We start from the raw sequence: 24,044 nt of genomic DNA on the forward strand, positions 1-24,044 counted from the left end.
CCGGTCCTGGCTAGGGTGTCCGCATGGATCTCGGTCTGCAGGGACAGGTGTACGTCGTCACGGGCGGCTCGGGCGGCCTCGGCCTGGCCACCGCCACGGCGCTGGTGGCCGACGGCGCGCGGGTCGTGCTGTCCGGCCGGCACGCGGAGAGCGTCGGGCAGGCCGTCGAGCAGCTCGGCGCGACCCACGCGACCGGGCTGGTGGCCGACAACGCCGACCCCGGCACCCCCCGGGCGCTCGTGGAGGCCGCCCGGTCGACCTACGGGCGGCTCGACGGCGCCCTGGTCTCCGTCGGCGGCCCGGCCGCCGGGACGATCATGGACACCCCCGACGAGGACTGGGCCGCGGCCATCGAGTCGGTGTTCCTCGGCGGGCTGCGCCTGGGCCGCGAGATCGGCCGCGAGCTCGAGGCGGGCGGCTCGATCGCCTACGTGCTGTCCTCCTCGGTGAAGTCGCCGATCCCCGGGCTGGCCATCTCCAACGGCCTCCGCCCGGGCCTGGCGATGATCGCCAAGACGCTCGCCGACGAGCTCGGGCCGCGCGGGATCCGGGTCAACGGCCTGCTGCCGGGCCGCGTCGAGACCGACCGGGTGCGCTGGCTCGACGAGCAGAGCGGGGACGCGGCGTCCGCGAAGGAGAAGGCGTCCCAGGGCATCGCGCTGCGTCGCTACGGCCGTCCCGAGGAGTTCGGCCGCGTCGCGGCGTTCCTGCTCTCGCCGGCTGCCGGCTTCGTCACCGGGGTGATGCTGCCGGTCGACGGCGGCATGCTGCGGTCGCTCTAGGACCCGCTCGGGACCTTCTCGCGCTGGCGCACCGGCGGCGGGTTCCGCAGCTTCTTGCGCTCGTCGTAGGCGAGGTAGAAGAACCCGAAGACCGCGAGCACCCCGAAGAACCACCACTGGAGCCCGTAGAAGAAGTGCGGGCCGTTGCCCAGGTCGGGCAGCTCGGCGTGCTCCAGCGGCTCGGCGGGCTTCGGCGACTCGGTCTCGACGTCCACGAAGCCGCCGTACACCGGCACGTCGAGCTGCGGCGCGATCTCCGCGCTCGAGATCGCCCGGGTGGACATGTCGGTCACGGTCGCGGCGCTGCCGGTGGCGTCGGCGCGGACGTAGCCGACCACCGTCACGGCGCCCTTCGGCGGCGCCGGGGGAGTGACGGCCTCGGCGCCGGAGTTGCCGGTCTGCATCCAGCCGCGGTCCACCAGCAGCGCGGTGCCGTCGGCGGTGACCAGCGGCGTCACCACGTCGACGCCGGAGGCGCCGTCACGGGTCTGGTAGCGCACGATCACCGAGGACCGCGGGTCGTAGGTGCCGGTGGCCTTCACCCGGCGCCACTCGTCGCCGGTCGCGGACGGCCGTCCGACCCGCAGCACGTCACCCACCGGCGCCGGCTCCGCCTTGAGGTTGGCCCGGGTCTGGGCGTTGGTGCTCTCCCGGTCGTGCAGACGGTGGAACTGCCACTGGCCCAGCAGGTAGCAGCCGTAGGCCAGCACGACGACCACGACGGCGAACAGCGCCCAGCGGCGGCTGACCATGAACCTCACGTCTCCGAGGGTAGTCCGCGGCCCTCCAGGCCTGCCGGGTCCCGATCCCTCATGTGATCTGGAGCACGTGCAGCGGTGTCCGGTGCCCACTCACCTCGTAGACTGGTGCAATGACTTCTGCAGCGCTTGCCGACGGCTTCGGGCGGGTCGCCACCGACCTCCGGGTCTCGCTCACCGACCGCTGCAACCTGCGGTGCTCCTACTGCATGCCCGCCGAGGGCCTGGACTGGCTGCCCAACGACGACGTGCTCACCGACGACGAGGTCGTCCGGCTGATCACGATCGCGGTCGAGCGCCTCGGCGTGCGCGAGGTCCGGTTCACCGGCGGCGAGCCGCTGCTGCGCCGCGGGCTGCCCGACATCATCCGTCGTACGGCGGCCCTGTCCCCGCGTCCGGACACCTCGATCACCACCAACGCGCTGGGCCTGACCCGCACCGCCCGGGCGCTCGCGGAGGCCGGGCTCGACCGGGTGAACGTCAGCCTGGACACGGTCCGCGAGGAGGACTTCAAGACCATCACCCGCCGCGACCGGTTCGCCGACGTGGTCGCCGGGCTGGCCGCGGCCGCCGAGGCCGGCCTGGGGCCGGTCAAGGTCAACGCGGTGCTGCTGCGCGGCATCAACGACGACCAGGCGCCCGAGCTGCTCCAGTGGTGCATGGACCGCGACTACGAGCTGCGCTTCATCGAGCAGATGCCGCTCGACGCCCAGCACGGATGGAGCCGCGAGGCGATGGTCACGGCCGACGAGATCTTCGACTCCCTGGGCAGCGCGTTCGTGCTGGAGCCTGCGGAGGAGCCGCGGGGCAGCGCCCCGGCCGAGCTGTTCACCGTCGACGGCGGACCGCACACCGTCGGCGTGATCGCGTCGGTGACCCGGCCGTTCTGCGGCGACTGCGACCGGGTGCGGCTGACCGCCGACGGTCAGGTCCGCAACTGCCTGTTCGCCCGCGAGGAGAGCGACCTGCGCGGTGCGCTGCGCGGCGGCGCCGACGACGCGGAGATCGCCCGCCGCTGGCAGGCCGCGATGCTCACCAAGCGTCCGGGCCACGGCATCGACGACGTGACGTTCCTGCAGCCCAGCCGCCCGATGTCGGCCATCGGGGGCTGAGCCCGGCGTGCCGGGTTCCCGGCTCCGAGCGCGACCGGACAGAATGACCTCATGCGACTGTTTGCTGCCATCGTTCCGCCCCGGCCGGTCCTCGACGAGGTCCGGGCCGTGGTCGACTCGGTCCGGCCCGCCTCGGAGCCGGCACCCAAGCGAGGCCTGTTCTCCCGAGGCGGGGGACGCGGCCCGGTCGTCGAGGACGAGACCAACGACGAGCTGACGCAGCCGCCGGTCGAGCTGATGTACCTGCCGCTGACCGGCTTCGGCAACGTCACCCTCGGCGACTCGGTGCATCTCGCCAAGGCGCTGCGCAACGAGGCCCTCACCTGGGCCCCCGCGACCCTGCACGTCGCCGGCGGCACCGCCCTGGAGTTCAAGGGCGACGAGTCGGTGTGGGCCAAGCTCGACGGCGACATCGACGCCCTGAACACCATCGGCCGCGGGGTCCCGCAGGTCGTGCAGCGGCTCGGCTTCTTCGTGGACCGCCGCCAGTTCCGCCCGTGGCTCGAGGTGGGCACGATCACCGACACCACCACCGCGCCGTACCTGCAGGCCGTCGTGGACGCCCTGGAGGCCTTCCACGGCCGGTCGTGGGAGGTCGACGCGATCTCGCTGATGAAGGGGCTGCCCGACGAGGGGCCGGACGCCTTCGAGGAGCTCGAGCGGATGCCGCTCGCTCCTCGCTAGACCGACGGGGAGACGCGGGCCGGGTCGCGCTGCGGGATCGCCGGCAGCGCGCGGTTCTCGGCGATCACCTTGACCAGCTGGTCCAGCGGCATCGGCCGGTGCATGAGGTAGCCCTGGGCGAACGGCGCGTGCACGTGGTCGCGCAGGTGGTCGAGCTGGCTGGCCCGCTCGATGCCCTCGACGACCACGTCGAGCCCGAGTGCCTGGCCCATCATCGTGATCGAGCACAGCAGGGCGCACGAGCGCTCGTCGCGGTCGATGCTCTCCGAGAACGACAGGTCGGTCTTGATGATCCGCACCGGCATGTCCTGCAGGTAGCCGATCGAGGAGAAGCCGACCCCGAAGTCGTCGATCGCGAACGGCACGCCGCGGTCGGCCAGCGTGGACATCGCGCTCATCGACGCCGGATCGGTGCCGATGCCGTCGCGCTCGGTGATCTCCAGGACGAGGGTCGCGCCGTCCATCTTGGCCATCGCCCGCTCGACCTTGGTCACGAAGTCCGGCTCCCGCAGCTGCTTGGCGGAGATGTTCACGCTGACGTTGAAGTCGCCGCCCGCGGCCCGGGAGATCACCGCGGCGTCACGGGCGGCCTGGTCGAGCACCACGTCGCCGAGGGCGACCACCAGACCGGTCTCCTCCGCGACCCGGATGAACACGTCCGGGGGTACGTCGACCCCGTTGGACTTCCAGCGCGCCAGCGCCTCGACGCCGGTGATGTAGCCGGTGGAGGCACGCACGACGGGCTGGTAGACGAGCGTGAGGTCGCCGGCGGCCACGGAGGCTCGCAGGGACTCCACGAGCTCGAGGCGCTGGAGGCGCGAGCGGCCGATGGCCCGCTCGTACTCCACCCACTGGTTCTTGCCGCGCGCCTTGGCCTCATACATCGCCAGGTCGGCGTTGCGCAGCATGCTCTCGGCGGTCTCGCTGCTGTCGCCGAACGCCACCCCGATGCTCGCGGACAGCGCCAGCTGGTGGCCGGCGACGTGCGCGCCCCGGCTGAGCGAGGTGAGGATCCGGTCGCAGGCGGTGCTGACCTCGGGCGGGTTCACGTCCTCGAGGAGCAGCGCGAACTCGTCGCCGCCGAGCCGGGCCACGGTGTCGCTCTGCCGCACGCACTCCCGCAGCCGCTGGGCGACGTCGATCAGCACCGCGTCCCCGGCCGCGTGGCCGAACCGGTCGTTGACCGGCTTGAAGCCGTCGAGGTCGACGAACAGCAGCGCGATCCGGTTGCCGCGCCGGCGCGACATCTGCAGCGCGTGCTCGACCCGGTCGAGGAGCAGCCCGCGGTTGGGCAGGTTCGTGAGCAGGTCGTGACGGGCCAGGTGGGTCATGTCCTCGGTCAGCCGGAGCCGGGCGAAGGCGTCGGAGGAGACCGCCACCATCGCCTCGAGGGCCTGCTGGTCGGCGGTGGTCGTGGACCGGGCACGGTGCTGGCCGGGCGCCACGATCCAGCTGTCCCGCTGGCCGTCGCGCAGCTGGGCGCCGATCTCGTGGGCGCCGGGCGGGGTGGACCGGACCTCGACCTGCCCGATCCGCAGCAGCCGGCGGGCGTCGTCGGTGAGCGCGTCGACGACCTGGCGGGTGTCGGACAGCGTCTGGGCCCGGACGGCCGCGTCGAACAGCACGCTGAGCCGCCGGGCGTTCTCCCGGCCGCGGTTGACCGCGCGGGTGGCGACGAGCAGCGTCACGAGCGGGACGGCGAGCAGCAGCAGGGTGTAGAGCTCCAGGTGGCGGGCGACCACGGCGCCGAGGTAGCCCAGCGAGTCGAACGGCACGAAGCAGGCGATCGCGAAGAGCGTGCCGCGCTGCACCAGGTGCCCGCGCACCGGGGTGTCGGTCTCGATGGCGACCGAGACCGCGGACGTGAGGTAGTCGGTGGCGAAGTAGCAGGCTGCGGCCAGCGCGACGGCGACCAGCTCCCGGAAGGTGTCCTCGCCCTGGGGGCCGCGGACCTGGAAGACGACCGCGGCGGCGACCCCGCCGCCGAGGAACCCGACGCCGAGGTTGAAGAGCTTGACGGCCTGCCGCTTGTCGGTGGTCATCTGGGTGACCAGCACGCCGAGCGCCCAGATCACGACCGCCTCGTAGGGGCTCTTCAGGGTGCAGAGCAGGAACATCAGCACGCTGGAGTCGAAGCCGACCTCGATGCCGCCCTCGCCGCTGTCGAGCACCATCGGGAACTTCGCGATGATCACGATCAGCGGGATGCAGACGAGCGCCAGCGCGTTCATCTGGACGCCGTCCTGGACCAGCCGGACCGTCGACCAGACGACCACGAACACCCCCGAGAGGAGGACGCCGAGGTCGAACCAACGGCTGCGCGACGCGAACAGCGCAGCGAGCGGTCGAGCCATGTGACCTCCGGTTCGGGGTGGGCGAGCACCAGTATCCGGCAAGGAGGCGGCTCGTTTGTGGTTTTCGGTCAGCCCGCGTCGACGGGGCCCGACGGGTCCAGCGGTTCGACGTCGCGCAGGAACCCGCGCGCGCCGAGGAAGTCCCCGAGGGACGTCCGGTGCTCGTCGCAGGCCAGCCACGACTTGCGACGGTCGGGGGTGTGCAGCTTGGGGTTGTTCCAGAGGAGCGACCAGACCGCGGGCGCCTGGCACCCCTTGGCCGAGCAGATGGGGGACATGGGTCCCACGCTAGCCACCGGCCGTTCGCCCGCCGGGCACCGGGAGAAAGTGCGACGCCGGACGACCACGGGGGGAGTCGTCCGGCGTCACGTAGAGCAGCGAACTCAGACGGGGGAGACTGAGCTCGCTGCGAGAAGGATTGTTGCACGCAGCAGACGCCGAATCCAACGAGGTGTCAGATACGCGCCGGAGCAGTTTCTACGTGTCTGGACCACTTTCGAGCGCGCGGCGCTCGGGGTCGGGGTCGAAGTACTCCGGGCCGCCCGGGTCCGGTGACACCCCGGCGTTGGCGAGCACCACCGCGACGTACGGGAGCAGGAACGAGCCGGCGATGAAGATCCACATGAACCAGTGGCCGATGCTGACGATCGCCAGCACGAAGCACAGCGTCCTGATCCCCATCGAGATGAGGTACCGACGCTGCCGGATCGCGATGTCGGCGTGGTGACTGCGGGTCGCGGTGGTGATCCGGACGGCCTCCGGCTCTCTGCGGGCCATGCCCCCACCGTACGTCGACCCCGGGCACGGACCTACGGCGTGCGCTCTACGATCGGGCCAACCCGCCTCGTGCGGCCCGTCCCGACCCAGCCCGACCGATGGAGGACCCATGTCCAACCGTGTCTACCGCGTCACCGAGATCGTCGGCACCTCGCCCGACGGCATCGACCAGGCCATCCGCAACGGCATCGAGCGGGCCTCCCAGACCCTGCGGCACCTCGACTGGTTCGAGGTCACCCAGGTCCGGGGCCAGGTCAAGGACAACACCGTCGAGCACTTCCAGGTCGGCCTCAAGCTCGGCTTCCGTCTCGAGGACGAGTGATTCCGCATACCGCCCGGTAGCCGATAGCGTCTCGACGCATGAGCAGATCGGTACTCGTCACCGGGGGAAACCGGGGCATCGGCCAGGCCATCGCGGCGGCGTTCGTCGCCAACGGGGACCAGGTGGCCATCACCTACCGCAGCGGCGAGCCGCCCGAGGGCGTGCTGGCGGTGCGCTGCGACGTCACCGACGCCGCCTCGGTCGAGGCGGCGTTCACCGAGATCGAGGCCGCGCACGGCCCGGTCGAGGTGCTGGTCGCGAACGCCGGCATCACCGCGGACACGCTGGTGCTCCGGATGAGCGAGGACGACTGGTCCCGCGTCATCGACACCAACCTCACCGGCTCCTTCCGGGTGGCCAAGCGGGCCACCAAGGGCATGCTCCGGATGCGCCGCGGCCGGCTGATCTTCATCTCCTCGGTCGTCGGGCTGCTCGGGTCCGCCGGCCAGGTCAACTACGCGGCGAGCAAGGCCGGGCTGGTCGGCATGGCCCGCTCGCTGGCCCGCGAGCTCGGCAGCCGGTCCATCACCGCCAACGTGGTGGCCCCCGGGTTCGTCGAGACCGAGATGACCGCCGTGCTGCCCGAGGAGACCCAGGCGCGGTACAAGGAGCAGATCCCGCTCGGCCGCTACGCCAGCACCGAGGAGGTCGCCGCCGTCGTGCAGTGGCTCGCCTCGGACGGCGCGGCCTACGTCACCGGGGCGGTCATCCCCGTCGACGGTGGCCTGGGCATGGGGCACTGAGCAGGTCCCGGCAGATCCCGCACGCGACGCACACCAACCAGAAGGAGCACGACGGCATGGGCATTCTCGAGGGCAAGCGGATCCTGGTCGCAGGCGTCACCCTGGACACCTCCATCGGCTTCGCCACCGCGAAGGTCGCGCAGGAGCAGGGGGCGACGGTGCTGATCTCGAACTTCGGCCGGGCCCTCGGCATCACCAAGCGGATCGCCAAGCGGCTGCCGACGGAGCCGCCGGTGCTCGACCTCGACGTGACCAACGAGGAGCAGCTCGCCGGGCTCGCGGACGCCGTCCGTGAGCACGTCGACGGCCTCGACGGCGTCGTGCACTCCATCGCCTACGGCAACCCGGCGACGATCCTGGGCGGCAAGTTCCTCGAGGGGCCGTGGGAGGACGTGGCGCAGGCGGTGCAGGTCTCGGCGTACTCCCTCAAGTCGCTGACCACGGCCTGCCTGCCGCTGATGGGGCCCGGCGGGAGCGTGGTGGGGATGACCTTCGACGCCCAGGTCGCCTGGCCCGGCTACGACTGGATGGGCGTCGCCAAGGGCGCGCTCGAGTCGTGCAACCGCTACCTCGCCCGCGACCTCGGTCCGCTGGGCATCCGCTCGAACCTGGTCAGCGCCGGTGCGCTCAAGACGCTGGCGGCCAAGGCCATCCCGGGGTTCGAGAAGTTCGAGGACGAGTGGGAGGCGCGGGCCCCGCTCGGCTGGGACCCCGCCGACCTGGAGCCCACCGCCCGCTCCGTCGTCGCGCTGCTCAGCGACTTCTTCCCGAAGACCACGGGCGAGATCGTGCACGTGGACGGCGGCTACCACGCCATGGGGGCGTGAGGGGCGCGCACCGGCCCCGGTAGCGTCCGTGCGGTGACTTCCGCACTCGTCGAGCTCCGGGTCCTCGAAGGACCGAACCTCTACTTCCCGCGCGCCGCGATCAAGCTGACCCTGGACCTCAGCGCGCTGATCGACGCGCAGGAGTGGGTGGCCATGCGCTTCGCCACCCGGATCGGCCTGCTGAAGGCCCGTCCGGGGGGCGCCGGGCAGCGGTTTCCGGCAGCGGTTCGCGGCCCGGGCGATCGAGCGCCTGGTGCGCCAGATCGCGGCGGAGGCGGGCACGACGCGGCTCGCGCTGCGGGTCCGGCCGACCAACGACGTGCACCAGGTCGTGGTGGCGTTCCCGTGGCGCAACCGCACCCGCGCCCAGGCGCTCGGCCGGGCCGTCGCGGAGGTGCTCGACTCGCTGCTCAGCCCCGACCTCGAGGAGCTGGTCAGCCACGCCGCCGAGTCGGTGCGCGCGTCCGACCCCGGCCCCGGACCCACCACGCTGCGGCCGCGGGTGCCGATCGTCGCGGTGACCGGCACCAACGGCAAGACCACGACCTCGCGGATGGTCGCGCACATCGCCCGCACGCACGGCCTGCACGTCGGCTGGTCGAGCACGGACGGCATCTACGTCGACGGCGAGCTCGTCGAGGCCGGCGACTACTCCGGTCCGTCCGGCGCCGGCCGGGTGCTGGCCCACAAGCAGGTCCAGCTCGCGGTCACCGAGACCGCGCGCGGCGGCATCCTGCTCAAGGGCATCGGGCTGACCCACAACGACGTCTCGGTGTTCACCAACGTCTCCGCGGACCACCTCGGGCTGCACGGCATCGACACCCTGGACCAGCTCGCGGAGGTCAAGGGCGTCGTACCCCGGATCACCAAGGCCTCGGGCTGGGCGGTGCTCAACGGCGACGACCCCCGGGTCTACGCCACGCGCAGGTCGATCAAGGCCACGCCGTGGGTGTTCTCCCGCGACCCCGACTCGCCGGCGATCCGGGAGACGCTGTCCGAGGGCGGGCGCGCCACCACGGTGATCGACGGCTGGCTCTCGGTGCTCTACCCCGACAGCGACGCCGACCCGCTGGTGGAGGTCGTCGACATCCCGATGACGCTGGCCGGGCTGTCCCGGTTCAACGTCGAGAACGCCCTCGGTGCCGCCTCCGCGGCGCTGGCGGTCGGGCTGCCGCGCGCGGCCGTCGTCGAGGGGCTCACGTCGTTCCGCCCGGACCCCGCGCACAACCCGGGCCGGATGAACTTCTTCTCCCACGACGACGTGAGCGTGGTCATCGACCTCGCGCACAACGAGGCCGGCCTCGAGGCGCTGATCGAGATCATGAACGGCGTACGTCGACCGGGCTCACGGCTGCTGCTCGGCCTGGGCGCGGTGGGGGACCGGCAGGACGACCTCGTCGACCGGCTCGGGGAGATGGGCGCCCGCGACGCGGACGTCGTGGTGGTCGCGCACAAGGAGAAGTACCTGCGCGGCCGCACCACCGAGGAGCTCGACGCGCTGTTCCGGTCCGGCGCCGCGCGGGTGGGCGTCGAGGACGTCCCGGCGTACCCCACGGAGGTGGCTGGGCTGGCCGCCCTCGTCGCGCAGGCCGGTCCCGGGGACGTCGTCGCGCTGATGTGCCACGAGGACCGCCAGGGTGTCTACGACTGGCTGGCGGCCCACGGGTTCACGGTCGACGCCCCCGAGACGCTGCGCGACAAGGTGCGTGCGGCGGCGGCTCAGGCCTGAGGCCTGCCGACCAGGTCCGGGTAGTACTCCCGGGGACGACCGTCCCGGTCGCGCAGCATCCGGAGCTTGCTGGTCGGCTGCTCGATGACCCGGAAGCTGACCCAGCCCACGGCGACCGAGCCGGCCAGCACGATGGCCAGGGTGAGCGGCAGCGCCTGGTCGGCGCGACCGATCAGGCCCCAGTGCTGGAACAGCATCATCAGCGGCTCGTGCCACATGTAGGTGCTGTAGCTGATCAGGCCGAGCCAGGTGATCCCCCGCCAGGACAGCATCCTCGACCACAGCTGCCCGGGTGCGCCGAGCACGGTGCTGGCCATCAGCAGGAACCAGCCGACGGCGGCGAAGTCGTGGAACACGACCTGCCCCCAGGTGCCCGGGTCGGACAGCAGGGCGCCGCCGAGCACGACGGCCACGCCGAGCCAGCGCACCAGTGCCGGGGCGGCACCGGAGAGCAGCGGCCGACCCTGGCGGGCGGCGGCGATCACGGCGAGCAGCATGCCGGCGCCGAAGGCGCCGAACCGGGCCTGCGGGCCGAAGTAGGCCGGCCAGTTGTCGAACGGGATGTCGAGGGCCAGGAAGGCCACCGAGTTCCAGACGAACGGCACGACGGTGAGCACGGCGGCCCCGGAAGCGAGCAGCTGCACCCGGCGGCGGCGGGAACCGAGGCGCGTGCAGGCGCGCACCGCGAGCGGCCCGAGCAGCACCAGGACGCCGTAGAAGATCACCTCGAGGCTCATCGACCAGGTCGGGCCCACGGTGTAGAAGATCCGCTCCCGGTCGAAGACCTGGAGGAACAGCAGGTGCTCGACGAGGTCGAGCCAGTCGCCGGGCAGGGCGGGGTTGCGGATCGCCCACACCACGGTGACACCGATCCAGTAGAGCGGCAGGATCCGGACCGCCCGTCGGAACAGGAACTGGCGGGCGGGTCGCACCGGGGTGCGGTCCAGCGCCGCGCGGGCGTAGGACAGGGTCAGGAGGTACGACGACATCAGGAACAGGATGTCGACGGTCTCGAACCGCGCGAGCGCGCCCAGCACGGGGTTCAGCTCGCGGCCGCTCTGGGCGGCGTACTGGAAGACGTGGAAGACGACGATCGTCAGGCCCACGAGCCCGCGGTAGCCCTCGAGCTCGCGGGCGCGCCCGCGGCTGGGTGCGCCCTCGGGGGAACCGGAGCGGGGCCGGGTGCCGGCCTCGGAGTCGGTGGGGGTGACGTCGGCGGGACGGTCGGTGCTCAGCGTGGTCATGCGCTCACCTCCTGGTGGTCGCGTGCGGTGTCGGTGCTGCGGTCCGTGCTGCGGTCGGTCGTGCCGGCGGAGCGGGGGGTGACGTTCCACTGGGCCTCCCCGACCAGCTCCTTCACCTGGGCGATCCGGCCGATGATGTTCTTCCACTCGGTGTAGACCACCGAGGACACCAGCAGGTGGCTCCAGAACCAGGAGGAGCGCTCCCGGATCTCGGGCACGGCCAGCCGCCAGGCGAACAGCGTCTGCGCCGGCCCCACGGCCAGCGTGAACAGCGTGGTCAGCAGGAGCGCCGGGGCCAGCCAGTCGAGCTGGGTGATCCCGCCCTCGCGGTAGGCCGTGTAGGCCAGCACCGGGAACATCTGCAGGGACAGCCACGGGTAGATCTCGCGCCAGCCCAGCAGGAACGCCAGCCCGCCCTTCTGGCGGAGGCTCAGGTGCGGCGAGGCGATGGTCAGCCGCAGGTGCTTGCGGGAGACCTGGAACCAGCCCTGGGCCCAGCGGGCGCGCTGCTTCCACAGCGACGTCACGTTGGTCGGGGCGAGCTCGTAGGAGATCAGCGCCGGGTCGGAGGCGATCTTCGCGCCGGCGGCCAGCACCCGCAGCGTCGAGTCGATGTCCTCGGTGAGCATCGAGCCGTGCATCCGGGTCTCGGCCAGCAGGCTGGTGCGCCAGTAGCCGTTCGAGCCGCCGAACAGGCCGAAGCCGTGCAGGGCCGCGCGGCCGGGGTGGCTGACGGCGTAGATCGACTCGAACTCGACCGCGACGGTGCGGGCCACCAGGGAGGCGTCGCCGTTGCGGATCACGCAGTGCCCCTGCACGACGTCGTACCCGTTGGACAGCCAGCGCCACGCGCGCTGGAACGCACCCGGTTCGGGGTGGTGGTCGGCGTCGAACATGCCGACGAACTCGCCGGTGACGTGGCTCATCGCCGCGTTCACGTTCTGCGCCTTCGAGGTGCTGTTCTCCACCTTGAGCGGCAGGATCCGCGGGTCGAGGCGGGCCATCTCCCACAGCTCGTCCTCGACGGCCATCGGGTGCGGGGTGTTGTAGGCGACCAGGATCTGGAACGGCCCGGGGTACTCGACGCGCTGGAAGGCCTCGACGGTGTCGACGATCGTGGCGGCCTCGTTGGGGAGGTACGCCGCGATCACCGCGGTCGCGCCGGGGTGCGGGGCGCCCGGCTCGTCCGGCGGACGCTGCGGGTCGAGGGCGTAGAACCCCTCGAGCCAGATCGCGCCGGCGGTGACCAGCAGCGCAGCCATCACCACCCAGTAGGCGATCCCGGAGACGTCCCAGCCGACCGCGCCGAGGGCGAGGTAGCCGAGGAACGGCAGGCCCACGCCCAGGACCAGGGTGAGCAGGAACTGCGCGGGCAGCCGGAGCCGGTTGCCCACCGTGGCCGCGGAGCGGCGGAGCCGGCCCGGACCGCGACGGTCGGGGTCGGTGGCCGGCTCGAGCGACGGGGTCCACTCCACGGGCAGCAGGTCGAGGTGGTCGCCGGCCACCCGCACGGCGCTCAGCGCCCGGTCGCGCAGCTGCGCGCCGCTGGAGGCGGTGGCGAACGAGGTCCAGCCGGTCACCGGGGTCACCCGGACGACGTCCTCGTTGCCGAGCGCGAAGCGGGTCGCGGCGATCCGCCGGGCCAGGGCGCCGAGCCGTCGCTCGACCTCCTGGGGGCCGGACTCCGGCAGCAGCAGGAGCAGCCGGCCGTCGCGGTCGACACCGGCGCGCTCCAGCCCCTCGGGGGAGTCGGCGATCAGCTCGGTGACCTGGGTCGCGATCTGGGTGGCCGCGCCGCCGCCGAAGCGGTCGAGCAGCCGGGGCATCTCCTGCAGCTCGACGATGCCGAGGCCGCCGTTGCGGCGGGCGCGGAGGCCGCGCTCGAGCTCCCGGCCGGCCTCGTCGACAAAGGTCGTCTCGGAGAGCAGGCCGGTGCGCAGGTCCCGGCTGACGAGGGAGGCCGGGACCGGGGGACGGGCGGTCTTGGACCGCACGCGGGCGGCCAGCTCCACGCCGGAGACGCTGGGCGGCAGGCAGTCGTCGGCGCCCAGCGCGAGGCCGGTCAGCACCTCCTCCTCGTCGCCGCTGGTGAGCAGCAGCACGGGCACGGTGCGGCCGGGCCGCGCCTCGCGCAGCCGGCGCAGCAGGTCGAGCCCGTCGGGGCCGTGGCCGCCGACGGAGGCGACGACGACGTCCGGACGCAGCCGGGAGAAGGCCGCGAGGGGGTGCTCGCCGGGACGGCGGTCCACGACGACGAAGCCGCACGCGCGCAGGGCCGCCCGGGCCTCGTCGGCGAAGGGGCTGTCGTCGACCAGCAGCACGGTGGAGAGCGGCTGGCCCGGGGTCTCGTCCGGGGTCTGGTCCGGGGTGGAGAGGGGGCGTGAGGTCAAGGCTGTCACTCGGTCTCCTCTGGCAGGGTGGTCACGATGAACGTTCAGGAAGGTGGTCGCGGCGCGGCCCGCAGCGGGCTCGGTCGCGCGGCGGTGGCCGTGGCGGTCGTCTGGTGCTGTCTCGTGGCCGCGTGCACGTCGACCACCCGGGAGGGCTCCGGCTCCGCACCTGAGGTGCGCGCCTGGGTCACCACGGCGTCCGGCAGCGAGAAGCTGTCCGACCGTGGCCCGGTCCCGTTCGTCACCGGAAGGTCCGGCAAACCCGACATCGTCGTCGAGAACGGACGACGCTACCAGCAGTTCTTCGGGGTCGGCGCATCGATCACGGGGTCCTCCGCCGTGTTGCTCGACACGTTGCCGGACGCCGTGCGCTCACGTGTGATGCGCGACATCTTCCAACCAGGGAAGGGGATCGGGCTCTCCGTGCTGCGCCAGCCGGTGGGCAGCAACGACTTCTCGACCAGCGACTTCTCCTTCGCCCCGGGCCGTGACGAGGACCACGTGCTGCCGCTGCTGCAGGAGGCCGCCCGGCTCGACCCGTCCCTCGCGGTGGTGCTCAGCCCGTGGAGCGCGCCGGCCGCCATGAAGACCACCGGGTCGCTGGTCGGTGGGTCGCTGCGCCCCGAGGACGCCGGCGCCTACACGGACTACCTGGTCGGCGCGGCCCGCGCCTACCTCGACGCCGGCGTCCCGGTGCGCGGGCTGACCGTGCAGAACGAGCCGAGCTTCTCGCCTGCGTCGTACCCCGGGATGACGCTGGACACCGAGCAGCAGCGCACCCTGCTGCGCGACCACGTGGCGCCGGCCCTGCGACGGGCCGGGCTGCGGTTGCACCTGTGGGCGCTCGACGACAACTTCGACCGCTGGCCGGACGCCGACGCGCTGCTCTCCGACCCGGCCACCCGGCAGGCGGTGTACGGCGTCGCGTTCCACTGCTACCGCGGGGACGTGGCGGCGCTGCGCGAGCTGCGGGACCGGCACCCACGCGTCGCGGTGTCCGTCAGCGAGTGCAGCGGGGGAGCGTGGTCGGGCGGCTTCGCGCGCGAGCTGCGCTACGAGGCGCGCACGATGCTCGTCGGCGCGGTCCGCAACGGCGCGGCCTGGCTGGTGAAGTGGAACCTCGCCCTCGACCCGCGGGGCGGTCCGACGCACGGCGGCTGCCAGGACTGCCGCGGCCTGGTCACGGTGGACCCGGCGACCGGCACGGTCACCCCCAGCCCGACGTACTACGCGTTCGGCCACCTGGGACGGTTCGTCACGCCGGGCGCGCGGGTGATCGGTGCCACCGCCCGCTCCGGCTCGCACCTGGACACCGTGGCGTTCCGGAACCCGGACGGCTCCCACGTGCTGGTCGTCTTCAACGACGGGGGCAGCACGCGGGACGTCCGGGTCGGCACCGGTGACCGGACCTTCGGCTACCGGCTGCCGGCGGGGGCGCTGGCCACGTTCACGTGGTGAAGTCGGGGTCGCCCACCGGGCCGTCGGTGGTCTGCCCGGAGCCGGCCTGGGCCTGGTTCGACCAGTTCTCCAGCTCGGACATCACCGTGGGGTGCTTGTCGACGCAGACCACCACGAGGTCGCCCGGGTTGGCGCGCGACATCGCGTGCCGGACCGCCTCGATCTCGTCGAGGACGATCTCCAGCTGCTTGCAGCGCGCGCCGGCGTCCCGGCTGGCCCGGACGCCCTCGGCGACCAGCTCCGCGGTGGCGCCGCGCTCGCGGCCGCGCAGCGACACGTCCTCGCGGACCACGACGACGTCGAAGTGCTGGGCCGCGATGGCCCCGAGCTCCCGCATGTCGTCGTCGCGCCGGTCGCCGGCGGTGGCGATCACGCCGATCCGCGACGGCCGGCCCAGGTCACTGGTGGTCGCCATGCTCTCCCCGACCCGGTCGACGAAGTCGCCGAGCGCCTTCATGCCGGGGGCGTTGTGGCAATAGTCGACGATGACCTGCACCCCGTTGACCTCGACCTCGTTGAGCCGGCCGGGGGAGAGGTAGTAGCTCGTCGAGAAGGTCCGCAGGCCCTGCCGGATGTCGTGCAGGGGTGCACCGGCCGCGAACGCGGCGGCCGCGGCCGCCAGGGCGTTCTGCACGTTCATCCGGGCCTTGCCGCCGAACGTCGCCGGCAGGAGGTGGGTCCAGGCGAGCTGCATCTCGCGGCGACCGTGCTTGACCACGATCATCTCGCCGCGCTCGCTGGGCTCGAGGACGAGCGCCTTGCCGCCGCGACGGCAGTGCGCGTCGATCATCTCGCGCTCCTCCGAGCCGGGCTCGGACATCGAGAACCAGACGACCTGGCCGGAGCACTTGCGGCGCATCGCGCGGACCAGCGGGTCGTCGGCGTTCAGCACGGCGTGACCGTCGCGCGGGACCGCCTCGACGATGACCGCCTTGACGTCCGCGAGCTGCTCGACGGTGTCGATGCCGCGCAGGCCGAGGTGGTCGGGCTGCACGTTGAGCACCACGGCGACGTCGTTGCGCTCGTAGCCGAGTCCCTCGCGCAGGATGCCGCCGCGGGCCACCTCGAAGACGCCGAAGTCCACGCGCGGGTTCTGCAGCACCATCCGGGCCGACTTGGGCCCGGACGCGTCCGAGCGGATCACCAGGCGCTCGTCGATGACCACGCCGTCCGTCGAGGTCATGCCGACCTTGCGGCCCATGCCCTTGAAGATGTGCGAGATCATCCGCGACGTCGTGGTCTTGCCGTTGGTGCCGGTGACGGCCACGATCGGGATGCGGCTCGGGGCACCGGGCGGGAACAGCATGTCCACGACCGGCTTGGAGATGAACTGCGGCTCGCCGATGGTCGGATGCGTGTGCATCCGGAAGCCCGGGGCGGCGTTCACCTCGCAGATCGCGCCACCGGTCTCACGGACCGGCTCGGTGATGTCGGGGCAGATGAAGTCGATGCCGGCGATGTCGAGGCCGACCATCCGGGCGGCCTCCTCGGCGATCTCGACGTTCTCGGGGTGCGCCTCGAAGGTGCGGTCGATCGAGATGCCGCCGGTCGACATGTTGCCGGTCAGGGTGAGCTTGACCGTCTCGCCGGCGGGCGGCACGTCGCCGAGCTTGTAGCCCTGGTCGGCGAGCAGCGCGACCGCTGCGTCGTCGACCTTGATCCGGGTGAGCACCTTCTCGTGGCCGACGCCGCGGCGCGGGTCGGCGTTGGTCAGCTCGACGAGGTCCTCGATGCTGCTCCGGCCGTCGCCGATCACGTGCGCGGGCACCCGCTCGGCCACCGCGGCGAGCCGGCCGTCGATGATCAGGCAGCGGTAGTCGCGCCCGGTGATGTAGGACTCCACGATCACCACGCCCCGGCGGGACTGGTCCTTGGCGATCGGGAACGCCGCGCGGACGTCGTCGGCGTCCTTGAGGTCCAGGCAGACGCCCCGGCCGTGGTTGCCGTCGAGCGGCTTCACGACGACCGGGAAGCCGATCCGCTCGGCGACGGTGGCGGCCTGGTCGGCGGTGCGCACCGACTCCTGCTTGGGCACCGGGAGGCCGGCGGCGCCGAGCAGCCGGGTGGTGAGGTCCTTGTCGGAGGCCACGTCGACGGCGATGGCACTGGTGGCCGACGTCATCGTCGCGCGGATCCGCTTCTGGTGGACGCCCTGGCCGAGCTGGACCAGCGAGTGCTGGTTGAGCCGGATCCAGGGGATGTCGCGGGAGACGGCCTCGTCGATGATCGCCTGGGTGGACGGGCCGAACGACGTGCGCTCGGCGCGCAGGATGAAGGCCTCGCGCTCCTTGTCCCAGTCGAACTCCGGGTCGGCCTCGACGAGGTGGTTCACCAGGCGGACGGCGAGCCGTGCCGCCGCGATGCCGACCTGCTCGTCGACGTACCCGTAGACGATGTTGTAGTGGCCCTTCCGGCCCTTCACCGAGCGGGTCTTGCCGCGCCGGATGTCGTGGCCGACCTCCTGCTGCAGCGCCAGGGCGGCGTGCTCGGCGACGTGACCCAGCCAGGTGCCCTCGTTCAGCCGCTCGACGAAGCCGCCGCGCCGGCCGCGCGAGCAGGAGTGCTCCCGCAGGCCGGGCAGCAGCTGCAGCAGGTTGTCGGTGAAGCCCGTCAGCGTGTTGGTCGGGAACTCCTCGAGCGACCCGAGGTCCACCACGAGGTGGATCGCCTTGTCGTAGGACCAGACGTTCGCGCCGCGGTAGACGCGGGTCTCGAGGATGGACAGGTCGGGGGACGGGGTGCTCATACGTGATCTCCTTCGGCCGACTGGCGGGCACGGCGGCGGCGCAGCACGGTGGGCGAGATGTCGCCCGCGGCGATGTCCCGAGCCAACCGCTTGAGGTCGCGACCCGCAACCGCGAGCTCCTCGGCCTCGCCGGGGTCCACGACCGGCGCCTCGCGCACCAGCGTCTTCTCGGTCAGGTTGAACGCCGAGCCGGCCGGCAGCACGTGCAGCTGGACCCCGGAGGCGAGCAGGGGAGCGGTACGACGGGCCTCGTGGGCGTTCGACACGACGTTGCGGCCGTCGAACACGGTGACCACGCCGCGGCCCACGACGCGCATGATCTCCGCGCCGTTCTCCTCGGTGATCACGGCGCCGGTGTCCTCGTCCACGCCGATGCCGAGCAGGCCCGGGCTCTGGGCGACCAGCATCAGCAGCCGGCCGTAGCGGTTGCGCTGCCCGAAGTGCTGGTCGATGACCACGTCGCGGATCAGGCCGAGGCCGGCCGCGAGCTGGGTCATCCGCTGCTTGGGCGTCGAGCCGCCGGTGCCGAACGCGACCATGTGCGAGCTCTGGATGCTGGCACCGGCGCTGGTCCCGCCGACGACGACCCCGCGGGCGTGGGCGGCCTTGATGGCCTCGCCGAACGCGGTGCCGTTGACGATCGCGGAGAGCTTGAGCTGGTTGCCGCCGGTCATGAAGATGCCGGTGACGTCGTCGAGCAGGCCGACCACCTCGGGGTCCTCGGCGGCCTCCCGGCTGTCCGGCCGGGCGGCGACGACGTCGGCCGCGCCGAGCTTGCGGAACAGCGCGTCGTACACCTCGACGACCTCGGGCCCCAGCGAGCTCGCGGTCGGGATGACGGCGATCTTGGCGTCCCGGCCGCCGGCCAGGGAGAGGAAGGTCTTCAGCACCGTCCGGCGGCCGAGCTTGTCCTCGGCACCGCCGATGGCGATGAGTGGCCCGGGTCCTGAGGGGGGAGTCCTGTCTGTCGATGTCGGCTTCGCTGGCATCTGGACCGTTCGGCATGCAGCGCAGCCTACGGGGTGCCAGAGTTGGCCCGTGACTGACCGGCGGCGCTTGATCGTGATGCGGCACGCGAAGGCCGAGCCCTTCGCGTCCAGCGACCATGCCCGCACCCTGACCGACCGTGGACTGGCCGGGGCGCGGGACTCCGGGGCGCACCTGCGGGGGCTCGGGGTCGCCCCCGACTACGCGGTGGTGTCCTCCGCGGTGCGCACCCGCCAGACCTGGGACGCGGTCGTCGAGGCGGCCGGCTTCACGGACTGCGAGGTCTCGTTCGACGACGCGGTGTTCTCCGGCAGCCCGGACGTGGTCCTCGAGGCGCTGCGGGCCGCACCGGCCGACGCCGGCACGGTGATGTTCGTGGGCCACAACCCCACGGCCGGGTTCCTGGTGCACTTCCTCGACGACGGCGAGGGCGACCCTGCCGCCCTGTCCGACCTGCTGCACGGCTTCCCGCCCGGGGCCGTCGCGCTGCTCGACGTCGGTGTCCCGTGGGCCGACCTCGGCCCCGAGACCGCCCGGGTCGTCGCCTTCCACCAACCCGCCTGACCAGACCGGTCCGGCGCACCCACCGGTGCCCGGGTCAGCGCCGCGCCAGGGGTGGTTCGGGGGTGGTGACGCCGTCGAGGGCGTCGGCGGCCTCGACCTCCTCGCGGCTGATCCCGAGCAGGTACATGATCGAGTCGAGGTAGGGGACGTTGACCGCGGTGTCGGCGGCCCGCTGCACGACCGGCTTGGCGTTGAACGCGATGCCCAGGCCGGCGGCCGACAGCATGTCGAGGTCGTTGGCGCCGTCGCCGATCGCGACCGTGGCCCCCTCGGCCACGCCGGCCTCGGCGGCGAAGCGGCGCAGCGCCTCCGCCTTGCCGGCCCGGTCGACGACCCGGCCGACGATCCCCCCGGTCAGCCGGCCGTCGACGATCTCGAGCTCGTTGGCCGCGGCGAAGTCGATCCCGAGGTCGGCCGCGATCCGGTCGGTGACCTGGGTGAAGCCGCCGGACACGATCGCGAACCGGTAGCCCAGCCGCTTCAGGGTGCGGACCAGCGTCCGGGCGCCCGGGGCGAGCTCGAGGTCGTCGTACACCAGGTCCAGCGCGGACGCGTCCAGGCCGGCGAGCAGCCGCACCCGGGCGCGCAGCGACTCCTCGAAGTCCAGGTCGCCGTGCATCGCCTGGTCGGTCACCGCCGTGACCTCGTCGAGGCAGCCGGCGTGCGCGGCCAGCATCTCGATGACCTCGCCCTGGATCAGCGTCGAGTCGACGTCCATGACGACCAGCCGCATGCCGTGCCGCAGCAGGGTGGCGGGCTGGACGGCCACGTCGACCGACTGGCGCGCAGCCTCCTCGGCGAGCGTCACGCGCAGCCGGTCGGGGTCGGCGCCGGAGACGTGCAGCTCGATCGCGGTGACCGGGTAGCGCGCCATCCGCTCGATCCGGTCGATGTTCGCCCCGGTGTCGGCGATCCGCCCGGCGATCGCGGCGACGGCCGCGGGCTTGAGCGGCATGCCGAGCACCGTCACGTGGCTGCGGCCCTCGGGACGGCTGCGGTTGTCACCGGTGCCGCGGTCGACGTCCACCTGCATGCCCAGGTCGTCGGCGACCCGCTCCAGCGCGCCGCGCAGCGCCTTCCAGTCCCGGGGCACGGTGACCAGCACGCCGAGCACCAGCCGACGGCGCAGCAGGATCTGCTCGATGTCGAGGACCTCGACGCCGAACGCGGCGAGGGTCGAGAAGACCGTCGACGTGACACCCGGCCGGTCCTTGCCGGTCAGCGTGATGAGCAGGGTCTTCGGGTCGTCTTCGTCCATGTCGCGCCCGAGGCTAACGGTCCCAGGGGAACGAGCAGGCGGCCACCAGGCCCCGTCTCGCAGCGTGGTCGAGCGGCCCGAGCGCCTGCCGGCGGGCATCCGCCTCGGCCGCGGTGATGCTGCCCCCGTCGTCCTCGAGCGCGAGGTCCACGATCGTGCGGCAGCGGGTCGCGAGCGCGGCCAGCCGTACGGCGCGGGGCGCCATGCCGTGCGGGAACACGAAGTCGGCGGCCTGCCGCAGGGCCATCAGCTCGTCGGCGACCTCGGGACGCCAGCGCGCCACGTCGAGGTCGGCGAGCACGTCCGTGGTCCGCACGAGGGTCTGGCGCAGCGACTGGTCGGCCTCGGACGGGTCGGGCACCTGGCGGCGGGACACGGCCGGGTGACAGCTCCACACCACACCGGCCCCCGCGCGGTGCGGCACCAGGCCGAGGTCCGCACCGTCCAGCACGACGCCCTCCCCGACGTCGACGACCTCGACGTTGAAGGCGCTCGGGCCGGCCAGGCCGAGGGGGTCGCCGGGCGCGGGGAGCGCGATCCCGGCGCCGGTCGCGCCGTGCCCGCGCAGGATGCCGAGCGCGACGATCAGGGGCTGCGGACCGTCCGTCCCGGGCAGGCCGACGACGTCGTGGGCCGCGTCGTCGCCGACGATCGCGTCGCGACTGTCGTCCAGGCTGGTCGATCCGGCCACCCAGGCCGAGAACCACAGCGCGAACCGCGCCGAGTCGGGAAGGGGCGGAGAGCTCACCCGACGAGGTTACGCAGCGCGCTGACGGCCGGTCGCCGCACCCTGGGCGGGAGGGTTCCGTATAGGTTGGGCCCGGCACCAAGCCGTCGACGCCGAGGGAGACCCTGCACCACATGGACGCCGTTCTCGAGCTGGCCGACGTCACGGTGCGTCGCGGGCAGGCCACGTTGATCGAGGGGATCGACTGGACCGTCGAGGAGGACGAGCGCTGGGTGGTCCTGGGGCCCAACGGCGCCGGCAAGACCACCCTGCTGCAGATCGCCTCCGCGCAGATCCACCCGACCTCGGGGGTCGCCGGGATCCTCGGCGAGGTGCTCGGCACCGTCGACGTGTTCGAGCTGCGGCCGCGGATCGGGCTGACCAGCGCGGCCCTGGCCGAGCGGATCCCCCGCGAGGAGCGCGTGCACGACGTGGTGGTCTCCGCCTCCTACGGCGTCCTCGGGCGCTGGCGCGAGCACTACGACGACCTCGACCACGCCCGCGCCGAGGAGCTGCTCACCGAGGTCGGTGCCGGGCGGCTGACCGACCGCACGTTCGGGACCCTGTCCGAGGGCGAGCGCAAGCGGGTGCAGATCGCCCGGGCGCTGATGACCGACCCCGAGCTGCTGCTGCTCGACGAGCCGGCCGCGGGCCTCGACCTGGGCGGACGCGAGGACCTGGTCTCCACCCTGTCGGTGCTCGCGATGGACCTGATGTCGCCGGCGACGGTGCTGGTCTCCCACCACGTCGAGGAGATCCCGCCGGGCTTCACCCACGCCCTGCTGCTGCGCGAGGGCAAGGTGGTCGCGGCCGGCCCGATGGAGCACGTGCTGACCGAGGAGATCATCTCCACGACCTTCGGGATGCCGATGACCCTGCGGCACGAGGACGGCCGCTGGGCGGCGCGTCGACGTGCCCGGCACCTGAACCCCTGACGGCTAGGCTGACGACATGAACCTCCCGGACGGGTTCGACGCATGGGCGGCCTGGCTCGGCCTGGCTGTCGCCCTCGGCGTGCTCGAGCTGTTCAGCCTGGACCTGATCCTGCTGATGCTCGCCGCCGGCGCCATCGTCGGGATGCTGGTCTCCCTGACCGGCGTGGACCTCTGGGTGCAGGTGGTGGCCGCGGTGGTCGCCTCCGTCGCCGCCCTCGGCGTGGTGCGGCCCAGCGTCGTCAAGCGGCTGCACACCGGCCCGAACCTCGTCCTCGGCCACGAGGCGCTGGTCGGCCGGCAGGGGCTCGTGGTCCAGGAGGTCTCCAGCCAGGCGGGTCAGATCCGCGTCGGCGGCGAGATCTGGACGGCCCGTCCGTACGACGACGACCAGGTCATCCCGGTCGGCGCGAAGGTCGACATCTTCCAGATCAAGGGCGCCACCGCGCTCGTCCACCACGTCCCCGAGCTCGGCTAGCCCGACCGGGAACCGTCGCACTCCAGCCGGATCCACCGAGGAACAGAGAGGGGGCACCGATGTACCTACTGGTGCTGTTCGTGCTGATCGTGGCGTTCGCCGTCGCGGTGCTGGCGAAGACCATTCGCATCGTCCCGCAGGCCCGCGCCGGGATCGTCGAGCGGTTCGGCAAGTACAAGGCGAGCCTGCCGGCCGGGCTGAACGTGGTCGTGCCGTTCGTCGACAAGGTGCGCTACATGATCGACCTGCGCGAGCAGGTGGTCTCGTTCCCGCCGCAGCCGGTGATCACCGAGGACAACCTGGTGGTGTCCATCGACACCGTCATCTACTTCCAGGTCACCGACCCGGTCGCCGCGACGTACGAGATCGCGAACTACATCCAGGCGGTCGAGCAGCTGACGATGACCACGCTGCGCAACATCGTCGGCGGCATGGACCTCGAGCAGGCGCTGACCAGCCGCGACGAGATCAACAACCGGCTGCGCGGGGTCCTGGACGAGGCGACCGGCAAGTGGGGGATCCGGGTCAACCGGGTCGAGCTCAAGGGCATCGACCCGCCGCCGTCGATCAAGGACTCGATGGAGAAGCAGATGCGCGCGGATCGCGACAAGCGCGCCGCGATCCTCACCGCCGAGGGCCAGCGGCAGTCCGCGATCCTCACCGCCGAGGGCGGCAAGCAGGCCGCGATCCTGAACGCCGAGGGCGACCGCGAGTCGCTGATCCTGCGCGCCCAGGCCGACCGCGAGGCGCGGATCCTCAAGGCGCAGGGTGAGGGCCAGGCCATCCAGACCGTCTTCCAGGCGATCCACGACGGCCGCCCGGACCAGTCCCTGCTGGCCTACCAGTACCTCCAGATGATGCCGAAGATCGCGGAGGGCAGCGCGAACAAGGTGTGGATCGTGCCCAGCGAGATCGGCAAGGCGCTCGAGGGCCTCGGCTCCACGATGAACACGCTGAGCGGCATCCCGGACAAGGTCGACGGCCCGCGCACCCGCGTGGACATGGGTCCGGCCGAGCCCGACGTGCCGATGGACTCCGCGCTGGAGACCACCCATGCGGAGGTGGCCGCTGCCATCGCGGCCGCCGAGGCGTCCAGCAACCTGCGCACGCCGTCGCCCTCGCCGTCCTCCGAGGCCGCGCCCGACCCCGAGGAGCCCACCGTCCAGTGAGCC

General features: G+C 72.5%; 22 protein-coding genes and 1 pseudogene. 12 read left to right on the top strand and 11 right to left on the bottom strand.

Annotation, left to right across the window (positions count from 1 at the left end; translation table 11 throughout):
* The first annotated feature begins 23 nt into the window (after nucleotides 1-23).
* Nucleotides 24-782 carry an SDR family oxidoreductase gene (locus tag KRR39_RS07605; protein ID WP_216941446.1) on the top strand — a complete coding sequence of 253 codons (759 nt, stop codon included), beginning with the start codon at nucleotides 24-26 and terminating at the stop codon, nucleotides 780-782.
* Here KRR39_RS07605 and KRR39_RS07610 read toward each other — a convergent pair.
* On the bottom strand, nucleotides 779-1,534 hold the full coding sequence (locus KRR39_RS07610) for an SURF1 family cytochrome oxidase biogenesis protein (protein ID WP_216942486.1): 756 nt from the start codon (nucleotides 1,532-1,534) through the stop codon (nucleotides 779-781). The two genes, KRR39_RS07605 and KRR39_RS07610, sit on opposite strands and share 4 nt — an antisense overlap.
* Before the next feature lie 119 nt (nucleotides 1,535-1,653).
* Between KRR39_RS07610 and moaA the strand changes: the two genes are divergently transcribed.
* Together moaA and KRR39_RS07620 are read left to right on the top strand one after the other, a co-directional pair.
* Nucleotides 1,654-2,652 (top strand): GTP 3',8-cyclase MoaA, encoded by a 999-nt coding sequence (gene moaA / locus KRR39_RS07615; RefSeq protein WP_216941447.1) that lies wholly within the window; start codon nucleotides 1,654-1,656, stop codon nucleotides 2,650-2,652.
* Between the two features lie 51 nt (nucleotides 2,653-2,703).
* Entirely contained in the window at nucleotides 2,704-3,336 is a 633-nt protein-coding gene (locus tag KRR39_RS07620; RefSeq protein WP_216941448.1) for a 2'-5' RNA ligase family protein, read from the top strand.
* Here KRR39_RS07620 and KRR39_RS26510 read toward each other — a convergent pair.
* The 4 genes and pseudogenes from KRR39_RS26510 to KRR39_RS07635 all read right to left on the bottom strand — a co-directional run bounded on the left by KRR39_RS26510 (nucleotide 3,333) and on the right by KRR39_RS07635 (nucleotide 6,467).
* Nucleotides 3,333-4,244, bottom strand: a complete 912-nt coding sequence (locus KRR39_RS26510) for an EAL domain-containing protein (RefSeq protein WP_436972051.1) — start codon at nucleotides 4,242-4,244, stop codon at nucleotides 3,333-3,335. The two genes, KRR39_RS07620 and KRR39_RS26510, sit on opposite strands and share 4 nt — an antisense overlap.
* A pseudogene (locus tag KRR39_RS26515) lies at nucleotides 4,245-5,690 on the bottom strand (diguanylate cyclase domain-containing protein); the annotation flags it as partial.
* 68 nt (nucleotides 5,691-5,758) lie between these two features.
* Nucleotides 5,759-5,968 (bottom strand): hypothetical protein, encoded by a 210-nt coding sequence (locus tag KRR39_RS07630; protein ID WP_216941450.1) that lies wholly within the window; start codon nucleotides 5,966-5,968, stop codon nucleotides 5,759-5,761.
* A gap of 199 nt (nucleotides 5,969-6,167) precedes the next feature.
* Complete coding sequence (locus tag KRR39_RS07635) at nucleotides 6,168-6,467, bottom strand: DUF3099 domain-containing protein (protein ID WP_216941451.1); 300 nt, start codon at nucleotides 6,465-6,467, stop codon at nucleotides 6,168-6,170.
* 109 nt (nucleotides 6,468-6,576) lie between these two features.
* On the opposite strand from KRR39_RS07635, the gene KRR39_RS07640 reads away from it, so the two are divergent.
* From KRR39_RS07640 to KRR39_RS07655, 4 genes are all read left to right on the top strand, one after another.
* Nucleotides 6,577-6,789: a dodecin gene (locus tag KRR39_RS07640; protein WP_216941452.1), complete on the top strand. Its 213-nt coding sequence runs from the start codon at nucleotides 6,577-6,579 to the stop codon at nucleotides 6,787-6,789.
* A gap of 38 nt (nucleotides 6,790-6,827) precedes the next feature.
* On the top strand, nucleotides 6,828-7,532 hold the full coding sequence (gene fabG, locus KRR39_RS07645; protein ID WP_216941453.1) for a 3-oxoacyl-ACP reductase FabG: 705 nt from the start codon (nucleotides 6,828-6,830) through the stop codon (nucleotides 7,530-7,532).
* 56 nt (nucleotides 7,533-7,588) lie between these two features.
* Nucleotides 7,589-8,359 (top strand): enoyl-ACP reductase FabI, encoded by a 771-nt coding sequence (gene fabI / locus KRR39_RS07650; RefSeq protein WP_216941454.1) that lies wholly within the window; start codon nucleotides 7,589-7,591, stop codon nucleotides 8,357-8,359.
* A 253-nt stretch (nucleotides 8,360-8,612) separates the two neighbouring features.
* Nucleotides 8,613-10,088 (top strand): Mur ligase family protein, encoded by a 1,476-nt coding sequence (locus KRR39_RS07655; RefSeq protein ID WP_254185588.1) that lies wholly within the window; start codon nucleotides 8,613-8,615, stop codon nucleotides 10,086-10,088.
* On the opposite strand, the gene KRR39_RS07660 is transcribed toward KRR39_RS07655, so the two are convergent.
* Together KRR39_RS07660 and KRR39_RS07665 are read right to left on the bottom strand one after the other, a co-directional pair.
* Entirely contained in the window at nucleotides 10,079-11,332 is a 1,254-nt protein-coding gene (locus KRR39_RS07660; protein ID WP_216941455.1) for an acyltransferase family protein, read from the bottom strand. The two genes, KRR39_RS07655 and KRR39_RS07660, sit on opposite strands and share 10 nt — an antisense overlap.
* A complete protein-coding gene (locus KRR39_RS07665; protein WP_216941456.1) occupies nucleotides 11,329-13,722 on the bottom strand; it encodes a glycosyltransferase in 2,394 nt (797 codons plus the stop codon). The genes KRR39_RS07660 and KRR39_RS07665 overlap by 4 nt, the downstream gene beginning before the upstream one ends.
* A 36-nt stretch (nucleotides 13,723-13,758) precedes the next feature.
* Between KRR39_RS07665 and KRR39_RS07670 the strand changes: the two genes are divergently transcribed.
* A complete protein-coding gene (locus KRR39_RS07670) occupies nucleotides 13,759-15,180 on the top strand; it encodes a glycoside hydrolase family 30 protein (protein WP_216941457.1) in 1,422 nt (473 codons plus the stop codon).
* On the opposite strand, the gene cphA is transcribed toward KRR39_RS07670, so the two are convergent.
* Both cphA and KRR39_RS07680 read right to left on the bottom strand, forming a co-directional pair.
* On the bottom strand, nucleotides 15,170-17,926 hold the full coding sequence (cphA, locus tag KRR39_RS07675; protein ID WP_216941458.1) for a cyanophycin synthetase: 2,757 nt from the start codon (nucleotides 17,924-17,926) through the stop codon (nucleotides 15,170-15,172). The genes KRR39_RS07670 and cphA overlap by 11 nt on opposite strands.
* Nucleotides 17,923-18,915, bottom strand: coding sequence for a cyanophycinase (locus KRR39_RS07680; RefSeq protein WP_216941459.1), 993 nt, complete (start codon nucleotides 18,913-18,915; stop codon nucleotides 17,923-17,925). The genes cphA and KRR39_RS07680 overlap by 4 nt, the downstream gene beginning before the upstream one ends.
* Nucleotides 18,916-18,964: 49 nt before the next feature.
* Between KRR39_RS07680 and KRR39_RS07685 the strand changes: the two genes are divergently transcribed.
* Nucleotides 18,965-19,477: a SixA phosphatase family protein gene (locus tag KRR39_RS07685; protein ID WP_216941460.1), complete on the top strand. Its 513-nt coding sequence runs from the start codon at nucleotides 18,965-18,967 to the stop codon at nucleotides 19,475-19,477.
* Between the two features lie 34 nt (nucleotides 19,478-19,511).
* Here KRR39_RS07685 and serB read toward each other — a convergent pair whose 3' ends face one another.
* Nucleotides 19,512-20,735 (bottom strand): phosphoserine phosphatase SerB, encoded by a 1,224-nt coding sequence (gene serB, locus KRR39_RS07690; RefSeq protein ID WP_216941461.1) that lies wholly within the window; start codon nucleotides 20,733-20,735, stop codon nucleotides 19,512-19,514.
* A 13-nt stretch (nucleotides 20,736-20,748) separates the two neighbouring features.
* Nucleotides 20,749-21,483, bottom strand: coding sequence for an Rv1486c family protein (locus KRR39_RS07695; RefSeq protein ID WP_216941462.1), 735 nt, complete (start codon nucleotides 21,481-21,483; stop codon nucleotides 20,749-20,751).
* 113 nt (nucleotides 21,484-21,596) lie between these two features.
* Between KRR39_RS07695 and KRR39_RS07700 the strand changes: the two genes are divergently transcribed.
* From KRR39_RS07700 to KRR39_RS07710, 3 genes are read left to right on the top strand one after another with little or no spacing between them, the layout of a single operon-like run.
* Entirely contained in the window at nucleotides 21,597-22,397 is an 801-nt protein-coding gene (locus KRR39_RS07700; protein ID WP_216941463.1) for an ABC transporter ATP-binding protein, read from the top strand.
* A 16-nt stretch (nucleotides 22,398-22,413) separates the two neighbouring features.
* The gene (locus tag KRR39_RS07705) at nucleotides 22,414-22,872 is read left to right on the top strand and encodes an NfeD family protein (RefSeq protein WP_216941464.1); all 459 of its coding nucleotides are present in this window, start codon (nucleotides 22,414-22,416) and stop codon (nucleotides 22,870-22,872) included.
* Nucleotides 22,873-22,931: 59 nt separating this feature from the next.
* Nucleotides 22,932-24,041 carry an SPFH domain-containing protein gene (locus tag KRR39_RS07710; RefSeq protein ID WP_216941465.1) on the top strand — a complete coding sequence of 370 codons (1,110 nt, stop codon included), beginning with the start codon at nucleotides 22,932-22,934 and terminating at the stop codon, nucleotides 24,039-24,041.
* Nucleotides 24,042-24,044: the final 3 nt, after the last annotated feature.

This window comes from Nocardioides panacis, from assembly GCF_019039255.1.
GTDB lineage: Bacteria > Actinomycetota > Actinomycetes > Propionibacteriales > Nocardioidaceae > Nocardioides_B > Nocardioides_B panacis.

What these genes read in the sequence shown, in the direction of transcription:
- KRR39_RS07605 (WP_216941446.1), top strand. Translation starts at nt 24, where the DNA reads ATGGATCTCGGTCTGCAGGGACAGGTGTACGTCGTCACGGGCGGCTCG.
- KRR39_RS07610 (WP_216942486.1), bottom strand. Translation starts at nt 1,534, where the DNA reads ATGGTCAGCCGCCGCTGGGCGCTGTTCGCCGTCGTGGTCGTCGTGCTG.
- moaA (WP_216941447.1), top strand. Translation starts at nt 1,654, where the DNA reads ATGACTTCTGCAGCGCTTGCCGACGGCTTCGGGCGGGTCGCCACCGAC.
- KRR39_RS07620 (WP_216941448.1), top strand. Translation starts at nt 2,704, where the DNA reads ATGCGACTGTTTGCTGCCATCGTTCCGCCCCGGCCGGTCCTCGACGAG.
- KRR39_RS26510 (WP_436972051.1), bottom strand. Translation starts at nt 4,244, where the DNA reads ATGCTGCGCAACGCCGACCTGGCGATGTATGAGGCCAAGGCGCGCGGC.
- KRR39_RS07630 (WP_216941450.1), bottom strand. Translation starts at nt 5,968, where the DNA reads ATGTCCCCCATCTGCTCGGCCAAGGGGTGCCAGGCGCCCGCGGTCTGG.
- KRR39_RS07635 (WP_216941451.1), bottom strand. Translation starts at nt 6,467, where the DNA reads ATGGCCCGCAGAGAGCCGGAGGCCGTCCGGATCACCACCGCGACCCGC.
- KRR39_RS07640 (WP_216941452.1), top strand. Translation starts at nt 6,577, where the DNA reads ATGTCCAACCGTGTCTACCGCGTCACCGAGATCGTCGGCACCTCGCCC.
- fabG (WP_216941453.1), top strand. Translation starts at nt 6,828, where the DNA reads ATGAGCAGATCGGTACTCGTCACCGGGGGAAACCGGGGCATCGGCCAG.
- fabI (WP_216941454.1), top strand. Translation starts at nt 7,589, where the DNA reads ATGGGCATTCTCGAGGGCAAGCGGATCCTGGTCGCAGGCGTCACCCTG.
- KRR39_RS07660 (WP_216941455.1), bottom strand. Translation starts at nt 11,332, where the DNA reads ATGACCACGCTGAGCACCGACCGTCCCGCCGACGTCACCCCCACCGAC.
- KRR39_RS07670 (WP_216941457.1), top strand. Translation starts at nt 13,759, where the DNA reads ATGAACGTTCAGGAAGGTGGTCGCGGCGCGGCCCGCAGCGGGCTCGGT.
- cphA (WP_216941458.1), bottom strand. Translation starts at nt 17,926, where the DNA reads ATGAGCACCCCGTCCCCCGACCTGTCCATCCTCGAGACCCGCGTCTAC.
- KRR39_RS07680 (WP_216941459.1), bottom strand. Translation starts at nt 18,915, where the DNA reads ATGCCAGCGAAGCCGACATCGACAGACAGGACTCCCCCCTCAGGACCC.
- serB (WP_216941461.1), bottom strand. Translation starts at nt 20,735, where the DNA reads ATGGACGAAGACGACCCGAAGACCCTGCTCATCACGCTGACCGGCAAG.
- KRR39_RS07700 (WP_216941463.1), top strand. Translation starts at nt 21,597, where the DNA reads ATGGACGCCGTTCTCGAGCTGGCCGACGTCACGGTGCGTCGCGGGCAG.
- KRR39_RS07705 (WP_216941464.1), top strand. Translation starts at nt 22,414, where the DNA reads ATGAACCTCCCGGACGGGTTCGACGCATGGGCGGCCTGGCTCGGCCTG.
- KRR39_RS07710 (WP_216941465.1), top strand. Translation starts at nt 22,932, where the DNA reads ATGTACCTACTGGTGCTGTTCGTGCTGATCGTGGCGTTCGCCGTCGCG.